12 protein-coding genes are annotated in these 14,210 nt (G+C 42.7%); 6 read left to right on the forward strand and 6 right to left on the reverse strand.

The genetic code is table 11. The features are described 5' to 3' along the window. From ABWV72_RS07495 to pulA, 3 genes are all read right to left on the reverse strand, one after another. Nucleotides 1-204 (reverse strand): hypothetical protein (locus ABWV72_RS07495; RefSeq protein ID WP_353369682.1); only part of this gene is annotated, 204 nt, incomplete at its 3' end. 125 nt (nt 205-329) lie between these two features. Next, nucleotides 330-992 (reverse strand): YceH family protein, encoded by a 663-nt coding sequence (locus tag ABWV72_RS07500; protein ID WP_353369684.1) that lies wholly within the window; start codon nt 990-992, stop codon nt 330-332. A 28-nt stretch (nt 993-1,020) separates the two neighbouring features. Next, nucleotides 1,021-3,849 (reverse strand): pullulanase-type alpha-1,6-glucosidase, encoded by a 2,829-nt coding sequence (pulA, locus tag ABWV72_RS07505; protein WP_353369686.1) that lies wholly within the window; start codon nt 3,847-3,849, stop codon nt 1,021-1,023. Between the two features lie 559 nt (nt 3,850-4,408). On the opposite strand from pulA, the gene cspE reads away from it, so the two are divergent. After that, nucleotides 4,409-4,615, forward strand: a complete 207-nt coding sequence (gene cspE, locus ABWV72_RS07510) for a transcription antiterminator/RNA stability regulator CspE (RefSeq protein WP_216048031.1) — start codon at nt 4,409-4,411, stop codon at nt 4,613-4,615. Nucleotides 4,616-5,662: 1,047 nt separating this feature from the next. On the opposite strand, the gene galE is transcribed toward cspE, so the two are convergent. The 3 genes from galE to ABWV72_RS07525 form a co-directional block, all read right to left on the reverse strand. After that, nucleotides 5,663-6,679, reverse strand: coding sequence for a UDP-glucose 4-epimerase GalE (galE, locus tag ABWV72_RS07515; protein WP_353369689.1), 1,017 nt, complete (start codon nt 6,677-6,679; stop codon nt 5,663-5,665). 1 nt (nt 6,680) lies between these two features. Then, nucleotides 6,681-6,992, reverse strand: a complete 312-nt coding sequence (locus ABWV72_RS07520) for a DUF6170 family protein (protein ID WP_372546577.1) — start codon at nt 6,990-6,992, stop codon at nt 6,681-6,683. 143 nt (nt 6,993-7,135) lie between these two features. After that, a complete protein-coding gene (locus ABWV72_RS07525; protein ID WP_353369691.1) occupies nt 7,136-8,653 on the reverse strand; it encodes a peptide MFS transporter in 1,518 nt (505 codons plus the stop codon). A 778-nt stretch (nt 8,654-9,431) separates the two neighbouring features. On the opposite strand from ABWV72_RS07525, the gene wecA reads away from it, so the two are divergent. The 5 genes from wecA to ABWV72_RS07550 all read left to right on the forward strand — a co-directional run bounded on the left by wecA (nt 9,432) and on the right by ABWV72_RS07550 (nt 14,209). After that, nucleotides 9,432-10,502 carry a UDP-N-acetylglucosamine--undecaprenyl-phosphate N-acetylglucosaminephosphotransferase gene (wecA, locus tag ABWV72_RS07530; protein WP_353369693.1) on the forward strand — a complete coding sequence of 357 codons (1,071 nt, stop codon included), beginning with the start codon at nt 9,432-9,434 and terminating at the stop codon, nt 10,500-10,502. Nucleotides 10,503-10,625: 123 nt separating this feature from the next. Then, the gene (locus ABWV72_RS07535; protein WP_353369695.1) at nt 10,626-10,985 is read left to right on the forward strand and encodes a DVU3141 family protein; all 360 of its coding nucleotides are present in this window, start codon (nt 10,626-10,628) and stop codon (nt 10,983-10,985) included. Continuing rightward, nucleotides 10,985-12,754: a polysaccharide biosynthesis/export family protein gene (locus ABWV72_RS07540; protein ID WP_353369697.1), complete on the forward strand. Its 1,770-nt coding sequence runs from the start codon at nt 10,985-10,987 to the stop codon at nt 12,752-12,754. Before ABWV72_RS07535 ends, ABWV72_RS07540 begins: the two co-directional genes overlap by 1 nt. Before the next feature lie 22 nt (nt 12,755-12,776). Beyond that, the gene (locus tag ABWV72_RS07545; protein ID WP_353369699.1) at nt 12,777-13,562 is read left to right on the forward strand and encodes an ABC transporter permease; all 786 of its coding nucleotides are present in this window, start codon (nt 12,777-12,779) and stop codon (nt 13,560-13,562) included. Next, nucleotides 13,559-14,209, forward strand: coding sequence for an ABC transporter ATP-binding protein (locus tag ABWV72_RS07550; RefSeq protein ID WP_353369701.1), 651 nt, complete (start codon nt 13,559-13,561; stop codon nt 14,207-14,209). Before ABWV72_RS07545 ends, ABWV72_RS07550 begins: the two co-directional genes overlap by 4 nt. Nucleotide 14,210 lies beyond the last annotated feature (1 nt).

The raw sequence follows: 14,210 nt of genomic DNA on the forward strand, positions 1-14,210 counted from the left end.
AAGCCACCGACTACAGGTTGTAGCATGGTCTTTAGGCCATGGGTTCCTCTCAGGGTTTTCCCAACCCAATTTCGGGTTTAACCCATCCATCTCGGGGCTAAAGCCACCGACTACAGGTGTAGCATGGCCTTCAGGCCATGGGTTCCTCTCGGGGTTTAACCTATCCATCTCGGGGCTAAAGCCACCGACTACAGGTTGTAGCATGGCCTTCAGGCCATGGGTTCCTCTCGGGGTTTAACCTATCCATCTCGGGGCTAAAGCCACCGACTACAGGTTGTAGCATGGCCTTTAGGCCATGGGTTTACCAATCTCGGGGCTAAAGCCGTTGGCTACATGCCTAGTTCTTGTTTAAATTGTTTGAACTGTTCTTTTAATTCGGCAAGTTCGGTTTCTAATGTGTCGACTCTTTGTGATAACGAATTTTGTGGTGTTGATAACGATGTGGTGCCTTCTGGTCGCGCTTCAAATTCACTAATGTCAGGCTCTCCTGAAAACAAGTGCATGTATCTCGATTCTCGTTTGCCGGGTTCTCTGGGAAGCTTGGTTACAAGGCATTCGCCATTGAGAGTTTTCATGTATTCAAGATTTTCTTCTACTTCGTCAACATTTTTAAATTCTGCCAAGCGATTTGTGCGGCTTCTTAATTCCCCTGGCGTCTGAGGGCCGCGCAAAAGCAATACACATATTATGGCAAATTGCTGTCGAGTGAGTTTTAGATCGCCAAACTCGGTATTGCAGAACCTATGTTGGTATTTCACCACGCGACTACCAAAACCGCTGTGCTCGTTAATTTGTTTTAGTTCTCTGAGCTCGTCAACCGTGCGCTGAACTTCACTTTCAGTTAAGTTCATCACTGGCTCACGATTACTTTTTTGGTTACAACCTAAGGTTAGTCCATTAATTGATAGTGGGTATTGGTCCGGCGTGGTGACTTCTTTTTCAAGGAGTACTCCAATAACACGGCACTGAAGAGGGGTTAATTGCACTAACATTTTATTTCCTTCTATTTCTTGTTCTTTTTTATCGAACGAATACTGCAACTGTTAATTCAGGCAAATTAAAACCATATTCATCTGTTGTTGCGGTCTTAACTAATGGGTCGCTTCCTGTTTGTTGTGCAGGATGCAAACTGAATTGCTGAGCCTGCGGCATGTCAAATTTTACAGAATGTGTATTGTGATTAAAAATAACTATGACCTGTTTGAAATTAGAGTCAATATTTTCTGTATTGGCCGCATTAATAGACATCACTATCAGACCTGTTTTTTGAGTAGTGCCGGTGTTCAGAAACTTAACTTGCTGAATAATTTCCTCTGCGGTTTGCAGATTGAAAAGCGGTGTTGAAGTGCGAATTTTTAGAAAGTCTCTAAATACCTGTGAGGCAAATTGAATTTCTTGATTTGAAACAATGTCTCTGCCTTGGTTCTGCGCAATTGTTTGTGTAATTACTTCCCAGTTGCTTCGGTCTTTTTCGGCAGGGGGTAATCCCACATTATAATTATTCGACTTTTTCCCAAAGTCTACTTTGTTAAACCAATCACTGTAATCATAGCTGTCACGCAAAAACGATTTAGAGCGCAACAACTCGCTACCCATATGTAAAAAAGGTATGCCTTGTGCCATCAAGGGATAGGCGAGGGACATGATGTGCATTCGCACCCGTTGACCAGAGGTAGCCTGATGTGCAGTGCGATACTGATTGTTGTCCCATAAGGTTTGATTATCGTGTTTCGACACATAGTTTATGGTATCCGCCGGATCTAGGGCATATCCAGTAGGCGCCCCCCCGTAATCTATATCACGGCCATACACATGTTCTCCTTGGGCACTTTCCAGCGGAAAATCCGCTAAGTTTGCTGCAAGTCCAATACGGGCTTGGTCCATGGAAAGCTGGTATTCATGCTGTAAAGATTGCGTATCAATTTGGCTTTGCAGCTCATTTGGGAACACCAATAAACCGTTTCCTAAGCCTTGGCCCTTACGAATATCTTGACCTGATAAAAATGACGACCCGCCTCTTACCGCATCTCTTAATCTGTCTGTGAAGGTGCCTATTTCGGTGCCTGCCATTTCAATCTGACTGGCTTGGATGAATTGTGAATTATTAGCAACTTCACCAAAGTTCCATCCTTCACCATAGAAGTAGGTGTCAGGATCTACCGCTCTGACCGCTTCTCTGGCCTGCAACATGGCGCTTTTAGGTTGATGCCCCATGAGGTCGAAGCGAAAACCATCGATTTTATAATGCTTCGCCCACGTGACTAAAGAGTCTGTCATCAATTTGGCCATCATGGCATTCTCAGTCGCAGAGTTTTCACAACAGGTTGATTGTTCAATAGCCCCTGAAATTGGGTCTAGACGGTGATAATAATTAGGCACAATTTTGTCTAGGACTGATTTTTCAGCCAATCCAGCGGCAAAGGTGTGATTATACACAACGTCCATTATTACGCGGAAGCCCAATTGGTGGATGTCCATGATCATTTTTCTGAATTCTATAAGTCGTGGAATGCCTTCTGGATTTAACGCGTAGCTACCCTCTGGCACAGTGTAATGATAAGGATCATAGCCCCAGTTGTAATCATCTTTACTGCGGATTAGCTCAATTACTTTTTGTGCCTCGGAGGATGAGGGCGTATAGCTAAGTAAAAGACTTTGCAAGGACAATTCAGGGTTATAGTCGGTATGACAAATTTCCAATTCAGAGGCTAAAACGCACACTTTTTCTAAGCTGTCGTGCATGGAAATGACGTTGTTAGGGATTTCATCTATGGTGCTTAAATCATAGGTGGGGAGCAAGTGGATCGTATTTAGTCCCGCCTTTCTAAGCGCTTTCAAGTGATTGATTGAGTCACTATTGGATTGACTGAATGCCGCGTATTTTCCAGCTAGATTTGGGTTAGAGAGGTTTTGGTCTGACGCGCTAAAATCTTTAATGCTTGTTTCATATAAAATTAAACTTTCCGGTGAATCGACCACAGGGATATTTTGTTGTTGCCAATTTTCTGGTTGAGTTTGCGGTGAGCTTAAATCCACCACTTGGGAATAGACACTATTGGTGGATAAGCTTAAGGAGTAGGGATCAGTCACCTGTAATACCTCAATCTGTTTCGATTCAGGGTGATAAACCTGAACTTGATAGCGATAGAAGGTTCCTTGCGGAGCATGATTAGTAATGCCACTCCAAGCGCCAGTTTGGGGATCTTCAGTGAGCTCTAATATGCCACTTTCCAACGGGTTTTTATGTTCATCGAACAGGCGAACTTTGACGTTCAGTGCGGTGGGAGCCCAAATCGTGAAACGCGTAGAGCTTCCTAATAGTTGCGCGCCAAAATTATCAATTTCATCTGCATCGTCCTGTTTTGAGGTATATAACGCGTCGAGTAGTTTTGCATTTTGTAGATAAGATAGACTTTCGATATCTGCCAAGTTTGGTTTTTTTGTGTGGTGATTAACCTCGACTACAGCGGCTTGCTGTTTCAGTAGCGATTTTAATTCAGAACGGGGAATGTCCACTTTGTAGGCATAAAAGTGGCTTAAATGTGGGTAGGATTGCGACACCCACTGAGGTGTTTCCACCGCTACTAAATTGAACAGTCTGTCTGCTTTTTTCTTGTCATCTATACTGCCATTTTTCGAAAAGACCAAAGCTGGGTGGGATTTTTTATTCGCTAATAAAATTAAATCGGCGCGAATCCAGTGGGCGGAAAAATCGACCTGGGTTGTGCTGGTGTCATAATTAAGTGCTATTGGTTCGCCAACACTACGGTTAGTTTTTGTCGAGCCGCAGGCTGCCACTAAGAGCAGCATGCCTAAGCTAATAGTACAAGTATAAATAGTGGGTTTCATGTTAAATCCTGTCTCACTCTCAACGCTTCTATGGGCGTTATGAACGGGCGTTGGCTTTTTGAATAATTGATTCGATTTGCCAATGTCTATTTGGTCAAGCACCTAGTCTATAAGTTCATTTGCTTAGGCGCGAATTACATACGTATGTTGTTTGTAAATAAATGAATTGGTAGGTTTAGAGCTCGTTTTACGCGCCTTTATGGGTAAGAGCAAACTTATAAGATTAGTCAAAATATTTAGTTTATCTGTCATTTTAGGGTCATAAATACTGAGTAGCATCGCCCATTAAGCTGTGCAAAACGATTAGGTTAACGAGCTGATTTTATAAGCTTTTAGTCGTAAAAAACATGAATTTTATATACACCTAATTATTATCTGTTAACCTAATAATCAGCGTGTAACATAAACGTGAATTACATTTTACTTAAGAATATCTTTACATCTGTTTTACCAGTTAGTTATTGAATAATTTCTGTTAGTAACATGCATTATTTCCATCGTTCTACACAGCTAAACCGGCGTGCATGCGCTATTTATTGACAAAAATTAGGAAAAGACTATGTCTAAATCAACTGGAATTGTTAAGTGGTTCAACGCAGAGAAAGGCTTCGGCTTTATTACTCCCGATAATGGCGGAGCTGATGTGTTTGTACATTTCCGTGCTATCGCTAGCGATGGCTACAAAACGCTAGACGAAGGTCAGCAAGTGACGTTCGATATTGAGCAAGGCCAAAAGGGTCCTCAAGCGGCAAACGTGACAGTTTAAAACATCACTGCGAGTCCATATGAAAAACGTCAGCTTAAGCTGACGTTTTTGGTTTTTGGGCCCGGCAATGTTGGTTTGATGAACCCCATGGCCTAAAGGCCATGCTACAGGGGGGGGCGTTTACCACCTGTAGTCGGTGGCTTTAGCCCCGAAACGCAATACGAACATTCCCACGGGATGAATCCCGTCCTACAGGGGGTTATTCAGCCTCGAGAATATTGGTTTGATGGGCCCCATGGCCTAAAGGCCATGCTACGGATTTTTTGTAGGCGGTTGCTTTAGCACCGCGGGAATGTGGAAGGTTCCATGGCCTAAAGGCCATGCTACGGATTTTTTAGGCGGGTGTTTTAACCCCGTGGGAATATTCGAGATTCCATGGCCTAAAGGCCATGCTACAGGGGTTGGCGTTTACCACCTGTAGTCGGTGGCTTTAGCCCCGAAACGCAATACGAACATTCCCACGGGATGAATCCCGTCCTACAGGGGGTTATTCAGCCTCGAGAATATTGGTTTGATGGGCCCCATGGCCTAAAGGCCATGCTAAAGATTTTTTGGTAGGTGGTTGCTTTAGCCCCGCGGGAACATGCGAGGTTCCATGGCCTAAAGGCCATGCTACGGTTTTTATTGTAGGCGGTTGCTTTAGCCTCGCGCGAACATGCGAGGTTCCATGGCCTGAAGGCCATGCTACGGATTTTTTTGTAGGCGGGTGTTTTAACCCCACGGGAATATTCGAGATTCCATGGCCTAAAGGCCATGCTACGGATTTTTGGTAGGTGGTGGCTTTAGCCTCGCGTGAATATGTAAGATTCCATGGCCTAAAGGCCATGCTACGGATTTTTTGTAGGCGGGTGTTTAAACCCCACGGGAATATTCGAGGTTCCATGGCCTGAAGGCCATGCTACGGATTTTTTGTAGGCGGTTGCTTTAGCCCCGCGGGAATGTGGAAGGTTCCATGGCCTAAAGGCCATGCTACAACCCGAGATAAAACATGGGTTGGGTTCTTGGATCCATGGCCTAAAGGCCATGCTACATGGATTGTTGGTATTCTTATTTAAATCCGTTGGGATTATTGGATTGCCAATTCCATGAGTCGCGACACATTTCCGCTAGGCCTTTTTTTGCGGTCCAGTTTAGCTCTTCTTTGGCCAATTTTGGATCGGCATAACAAGCTGCTACATCGCCACTGCGTCTGGGCACAATATTGTACGGAATGGACTGTCCGCTTTGTTTCTCGAATTCTTTCACCATATCCAACACGCTATAACCTTGGCCAGTTCCTAAATTATAGGTCACTAATCCAGCGTTTTGAGTGAGTTTATCCAGCGCCTTTAAATGGCCATTGGCCAAATCTTCAACGTGAATATAATCGCGCACACCGGTGCCATCTGGGGTGTCGTAATCGTCACCGAAAACCGATAATGCTTCGCGTTTTTTAGTGGCAACTTGGGTGATAAACGGCATTAAGTTATTTGGAATACCATTAGGATCTTCGCCTATTCTGCCTGATGGATGAGCGCCTGCTGGGTTGAAGTAGCGCAAGATTGCAATATTCCAACTGTTGTCTGACTTAAACAAATCTTGCAATACCAATTCAACCATCAGTTTAGATTGGCCATAAGGATTTGTCGGCTGACCGGTTGGCAAGTTTTCATGTAGCGGCAGGGTAGTGGGATCGCCATAAACAGTGGCAGATGAACTAAACACAATATTTTTGACATTATGTTTGGCCATGGCTTCACACAAATTCAGGGTGCCATACACATTATTTCGGTAATAAAGTAATGGTTTTTCAACCGACTCACCAACGGCTTTTAACCCTGCGAAATGAATAACAGAGTCAATCTTATTTTCGCTGAATACCTTATCAAGAATGTTTGAATCTTGAATATCACCTTCTACAAACGCAATTTCTTTCCCGGTTAATTCAGATACTCTTTTTAAGGACTCTGGAGATGAGTTACATAGGTTATCTAGCACTACGACTTGATCGCCATTTTCCAATAATTGCAACACTGTGTGGCTGCCGATATAACCAGCACCGCCAGTAACGAGTATAGTAGACATGTTATTCCTTTATTTGTGAATCATCAGGTTGTTTTAGATATTTCGCCGATAAGCTGTATTGAAAGGGCTTCAAAATTAGAGGGTAAGCAATGATTATCAGTGCGGCCCAAAGTAACGAAGACCAATCTTGGAAGGTGCGCAGTACAAAAACAAAAAAAGGCACCATAATAAGCAGTTTTATAACGTTAAGAAATAACTTCTCAGGCGCAGTCAGCTTGCTTTCAGCTGCACGAATTTCTACAAAGCGCTCTTTAAGGCTTAGGTTTTGTAGTTGAGGAATTTGACGTGTCGAAAAATAGAATTTCAAAAGCACTACCTTGAGATCTTCGAATTATAATAGCGACATTATACAAACTATTTTGATCAAAAACGCCCCGAAATAATGTTTTTTATTTCAGGGCGTGATTCAGTTTTTTAAATATACCTTTTAGCTAAAAATTTATGGTGTTTATAACACTACAAAATCGTTGGCTTTTCTTCGTCGTGATTAAAAGTTTTCTTTTCAGCTAACTTTTCCCACTTACGTGTTTTCAAGGTTAATAGCCCAACAACAAGCGCTGCGGCTACGGTAATTTGTCCAATACCCCAAAACAGATTTGGCATATCACTCAAATTATCAGGGTCTAGTCCACCGGCTAACAAACCGGCTGTCACATTACCGATTGAGTAAGTAAGTACAAACACGCCCATCATTTGACCAGCGAAACGTTTAGGTGACAACTTACTTACCGCTGCCAAAGCTACCGGGCTTAAACAAAGCTCGCCCACTGTATGCAAAAAGTAAGTAGCAACTAAGAAATAAGGCGCCGCTTTTAAGCCACTTGCAGCAATTTGTGCAGCAAAGAACATTACGATAAAGCCCGTGGCCATGATGACCAGACCAATAGCACATTTAATCCCGTAGGAAGGGGTTATCATGCGTTTACCAAGGTTTACCCAAAGGGCTGCAAAGAAAGGTGACAAGGTGATAATGAAGAATGAGTTTGCTGATTGGAACCAAGCGGGTGGAATTTCGAAGGAACCTATCATACGTTCCGTGTAGTCTCGGCCAAATAGGTTTAACGACGAGCCTGCTTGTTCGAAACCCGACCAGAAAAATATCGACGCCAAACACACCACAAACAATGCGCCTAAGGTACGTTTCTCATCGGAAGATAAATTCCCAAAGGCATAAATACCCGCATAATAGGCTAAAAACACCACAGTAATGGCAACCGCAACATACTGAGCCAGGGTGACAGGGTCAATACTTAATATGCCTGTCATCATGGCGAAGGTTAGCACGGCAATGCCCACCAAAAATGCCACTATCACTGTCCAACTTTTCTTTTCGCCAGACGGGGTCATTTTAAGCAAAGGTTCAGCACCAACGCCGCCAAGTCTGCCAATGGTGGCGCGATATTGAAGTAGACCTATTGCCATACCTACAGCCGCGGCGCCGAAGGCATAATGGTAACCGGCATTCACTTGCAACCAGCCACACACGAAATAACCAATCAATGAGCCTAAGTTAATTCCCATATAATAAATGGTGTAACCAGCATCACGTCTTTGATCTTCAGGGGAATACAGTTGTCCAACCAGAATACCAACATTGGGCTTTAACAGACCTGTGCCTATTACCACCAATATCAGACCAATAAAGAAACTCCAGCTGGCTGGAATGGCAAGCACAATGTGACCACACATGATCACGATACCGCCGTACCAAACTGCTTTTTGACTGCCTATTAGTCGGTCGGCTATCCAGCCACCGGGTAAACCCATGAAATACACTGCACCTGTGTACAATCCATATATTGCAGTAGCCGATGCCACTGTAATTGCCATTCCTTCTTCTTGAATACTGGCGGTCATGAACAAAACTAACAAAGCACGCATGCCGTAGTAGCTCATTCGTTCCCACATTTCAGTATAAAATAGTGTTTGTAGGCCACCTGGGTGACCGAAAAAATCGGGTGTTTTTGAATTCATTGTGTCGCTGCCTTTAGGTGAGTTCATCAGATGCGTTAACGCTAACTTTGCATGTGAACTGCTTTATTTTAATTATTGTTGTTTTTCTCATAGATTGATCCATTGCTTGCATCAAATCACCGAGATGAAAACTTGTAAACCCATTGTTTATACTAGAGCTCTTGTCTGAAAACAAGATTGTCGGTTTTTATTGTGCTTTATTTAAACTAATTTAAAGGAGATTTTCATTTACAGGCTAAGCAGGTTATTAAAAATTTAATTTCCCACCGAGCAGTGCTGTACGATTAATGTGCATTTTAATAACGAGGATGCTCTAAATTTAATATCATAATGCACAGACTCGGTGCATCAAATTTGGTGCATGCATTCCAAAATGGTATTCGCTCATTTTTTAACAACAGTTAGAGAATATAATTACGCTTAAAAAACAATCGATTCTCAGCGTTTTTTATTCTGTGTTGCGAAAAACATACAGTTTTTTGATGGGTAAATGTTTTTCCTGTATATTATACCAACGGATAATACGTCGATTGCATTTAGTAACACGATTTTACTGGTTTTCAGCAACTGATATTTGGTATCATCCCCGCGAATTTTCGAAGTAGCGGCGTTACCTATTTATTAGGAATACGAAGGAAAATACGATTTTCTTATAAATATCAAGAGGGTATAACTTGATTCTCATTGAAAATACAAGTTCTGCTGGAACGCTATGCTGCATACAGGCTCGATTATTGCTTCTGCAGCTTTAACGAATTAACAAGGAATCGTGTAATATATGTTTGCCTATTTGGAGTTTGTTCCACTTTTTACTGCGTTTTTTGTAGCGGTAATATTGTTGATTGTAATGACTCCCTTTGCTCATCAACTTGGTTTGGTTGATCATCCTACAGCAAGAAAACAGCACAATGGTATGGTGCCGCTCACCGGCGGTGTGGCCATTTTTGGTGCAGTTTTAATTACTAGCATCTTAACCGATGTCTGGTTTAAGAACGGTTCTCTATTTTTTACCGCATCTTTCTTCATTATTTTGCTAGGTATGCTGGACGACAAGTTCGACTTAAGCGCTAAAGGGCGACTTATGTGTCAGTTTGGTGTGGCCGCAATAATGGCGTGGGCTGCGCAGAATTATATCACCTCGTTAGGCAATATTTTTGGCTTCGGTGACACCTCTTTTGGTTTATTTGGCTATTTCTTCACATTGATTTGTGTGGTTGGCGTTATCAATGCGTTCAATATGATTGACGGTATTGATGGGCTTGCCGGCGGTATGAGCTTAATTGTGCTGCTCGCTGTGGTCTTCCTGTTGTTGATCTCGAATAATGGTAACGCCATTATGGCACCTATGATGGTTATTGCTGCCATCGTACCTTTCATGGCATTTAACTTGAGCTGGAAAGGGTTCAAGGGAAATAAAATTTTCATGGGTGACAGTGGCAGTATGTTCGTTGGACTAACCATTGTTTGGTTGATGGTAGATTTTACCCAAGGCCCAGAAGCGGCAATGCGGCCAATGACCGCAGTGTGGATTATTGGGTTACCACTAATGGACATGGCTGCAATTATGTACAGACGAGCGAAAAAAGGTCAGTCAGTATTGAAGCCTGACCGCCAACATCTGCACAATATCTTTATGCGAGCTGGCTTCTCTTCGCGACGCTCGTTAGCCGCAATCTTGCTAATGGGATGTTGTTATGCCGCGGTAGGAATTTTGTGTGAACTGTATGAAGTCGCCGAATATATCATGTTCTATGGTTTCATAGTGTCGCTATTTATATACAGTTTCGTGATTCAAAATATCTGGACTATTTTACGCTTTGTTCGTGGAAAACGAAAAATAGCTCCCTAGAATAGCATCAAGGGCAACCAACAGGTTGCCCTTACTTTTAGTGTTACTTTGCAAACGCATTCTTTGCAAAATCAAGGTGACGCGTTAGTATGAACTGTTGTGGACAAAAGCTAATAATAATTTATGAAAAAACTGAGTAGTTTCTTTTTACTAAGCATCCTTCTTCAAGGCTGTACTTCGATTGACCAACCCATTGCTAGTCGAGCACTTGTCGAGCATGAATTTGTTTCAGACGCTAAGCCTGTGTCATCTACGCAGCAAGCTATTTTGTCGCAGTCTTCTATGTCTACAAATGTGCAAATCGACGGTAAACCTGCGGTTTTAGGCAAACCTTTTTTCGCGGCCAGCGGAAAAACCTGTCGTAAAGTGCAGTTTATGCTTGATGGTCAACGTGTATATTGTAAAACCAGTAACGGTGATTGGTACGCAGTTAGCCCTGTTTTAGCCAGCTATAGTGAAGCGACAACAGGAGGAAACCAATAATGTTATTAAATTATCGTGTCGTTTCTGCTTTCCTATCTAGATCAGTACTTTTCATCGCAAGCTCAATGTTTGTAGGTTCCCTTTTTGCGCAACAAGCGCCAACCCAAGAACAACTGCAACAAGCTCAACAGGCTAGCCAAAGTCAACGAGTTGACTTGTCGCAATATATTCAATCAGGTGGCAATAGTACCGGTAGAGGAGGGAGTATCAATTTACCTTCGGATTCTGGGCCTATGCCTGCTGGCGAAGAAGGGCTGCCGCCGCCGTATGGCGCTAACCTGTTCAAAGGTGGTTTTGAAACGGAACGTAGTGATGGTTTAAATTCGTCTTACTTAGTTGCCCCTGGCGATAAAATTGCGATTCAAATGTGGGGCACGGTGAACAGTTCAGAAGTGGTTACCGTGGATAACCAAGGCAATATATTCATTCCAGATATCGGCCCGATTAAAGTGCAAGATGTGCCTGCTAATCGCGTCAACAGCGTAGTGACGCAAGGTATAAAATCCATATACACCAATAACGTGAGTGTGTATGTCAATCTGCTTACCGCAACGCCAGTGAGTGTGTTTGTGGCAGGGCCAGTATTGAGACCTGGTCAGTACGCCGGTTTAGCGTCAGATTCGGTGTTGTTTTATTTAAAACGTGCGGGTGGGATTGATCCCCATCGCGGCAGTTACCGAAACATTACGGTAATGCGTCAGGGTGAAACGGTGCTAACTTACGATTTATACGACTTCCTAAAAATGGGTAAATTACCTGCATTCTCGTTCAAAGATGAAGATGTGATTTTTGTTGGCGAGCAGGGCGCTATGGTGAATGTAGAGGGCGCGGCTAGATACCCATTTAGATTCGAGTTAGAAAAATCAAAGCGCTCTGGCACGGCATTAATGAACTATGCTCGACCATTGTCGAAAACCAGTCACGTGGCGATAACCGGCAATCGTGAATCAGGCCCTATTTCAGTTTACTTGCCAGTTAATGAATTCGACCAGTTCACCATGGCCGATGGCGATACCGTGTTATTTAATGATGACATTCGACCGCAAGTGATCAGCGTGCAGATCTCCGGTAGCTACGAAGGCCCTTCCTTTTATGCTGTGGAAAAAGATACACGTTTGTTGGACTTGTTAAGCTATATTGAGATAGACCCAGAACAAGCCAACTATGGTTCCATTTACATCAAGCGTGAAAGCGTGATGGAACAACAAAAAATGCTGATCAACGAATCTTTAGACCGCTTAGAGCGTAGCTTATTTACAGCGCCTGCATCATCAAGCGGTGAAGCGTCAATCCGTGCTCAAGAAGCACAGTTAGTCTCACAATTTATTGCCCGCGCCAGAAGAATTGAGCCTTTAGGCAAAGTGATAGTGTCTGAAAATGGCAAAGTCGCCAATATTCGCCTAGAGCAAGGGGATGAAATTGTTATTCCAGCGCAAACTGACTTGATTCAGATTGCTGGCGAAGTGCTTATGCCGCAAGCCGTGGTTTATAACCCTGAGGCGACAGTATCCGATTACATCGCATGGGCAGGTGGATTTAGCGAACGAGCAGACGATGATCGTATTGCTATAGTTCATGCTAACGGTATCACCAGCTTTGTTTCATCTGATGCAGGGCAGCATTGGTACTCTGATGAGCAGAACGCCACTTTACAAGCCGGAGACCAAATTCTGGTGCTGCCTAAGGTTGACGCGAAGATCATGCAATCTATCAAAGATGTTACCCAAATCATCTATCAAATTGCTGTAGCTGCCAATGCTGCAAGCTAAACAGCAAGCAAAGCACTAATTCATGACAACAGTTATTAAACGCAACAAATGGGAAATATGGCGAGACGTCATATTCGCCCTGTTTGCCCGCGAAATTCGCACGGGGTTTAATGATAAGTTTGGTTTGAGTTGGGCGGTGGTAAATCCAGTTGTATTCATTTTTGTGTTGTCTTTCTTACGGGGAAGATTGGCCGGAGGCGAAACCCACACTATACCCACCTTTACCTTTATGGCCATTGGCATACTGTTTATTCAAAGTTTTTTACAAACGTTGGGAAGCACTGCTAGGGCAATTAAACAAAATAAGCCTCTTTATGCGTTTAAGCAAGTGCAACCACTTAGTGCTGTTTTAGCTGGGGGGTTATTTCAAATCCTAGTTAAAGCCTTTGTGACAATTGGCATTGTTGTTTTGATGTATTTTTTGGGTATGGATTTATATATATCTAATCTACTTTTGTTTTTTACCTGCTTTTTTCTTTTGTGGGTTTTCGCAATGGCTATGGGCTTGTTGTTTGGAATAGCTGAACTATTTTTAAAGGAAGTTAGCCGTGTAAGAGAAATGATAACTCGACCTATGTTTTTTATTTCCGGCGTGTTCTTTTCTTTGCAAGACTTTCCAAGAGAATATTGGCATTTCCTAAATTGGAATCCCGTACTGCATGCAATTGAATTAACACGCTTTTCCGTTTATTCCTCATATGGTAACGAAGGGGTCAGTTTGGCATATTTATCATCTATCGTACTGGTTTTTACGTTCTTCTCATTAGCTATATATCATGTTACTTGGAAACAGGCGATAAGCAGGTGATTCGTTTAGAAAATATTACTAAGTATTACCCTTCGAAGTTAGGTAATCAGTACGTTTTTAAAGAGTTATCTTTTGAGATACCTGCAGGCCACAATATCGGTATATTGGGTTCAAATGGCGCAGGTAAGTCAACGCTATTTAGACTGCTTGCTGGCAGTGAATATCCGAATAAAGGACAAATCGTGACAGATCTAAGTTTATCCTGGCCGGTAGCTTTGACTACAGGAATACACCCGCAAATGACAGGACGAGAGAATACGCGGTTTATAGGAAAAATAAATGGAGTTGCAGATTTAGATACCTATGAAAAGCGGGTTCAGAAGTTTGCAGAATTAGGCAATAAATATAATTTACCGGTTAAATCCTATTCCAGCGGAATGAAACCAAGATTAGCCTTTGCATGTTCTATTGCAATCGATTTTGATGTGTATCTTATTGATGAAGTTACTTCAGTAGGGGATGCAAAATTCAGAAGGAAAGCCAAAGAAGCGCTTTTGGAGCGCAGTGAAAAGGCAAATGTCATAATGGTCAGTCATGAAATGGAAGAGATCAGGCAATTTTGTGATAGTGCAATTGTGCTGCACAAAGGTGAATTAACGTTTTATAACGATCTCGAGCAAGGGATCGAACACTATCAGGCTTTATAAA

Source organism: Aliiglaciecola sp. NS0011-25, assembly GCF_040370605.1.
Classification (GTDB): Bacteria; Pseudomonadota; Gammaproteobacteria; order Enterobacterales; family Alteromonadaceae; genus Aliiglaciecola; species Aliiglaciecola lipolytica_A.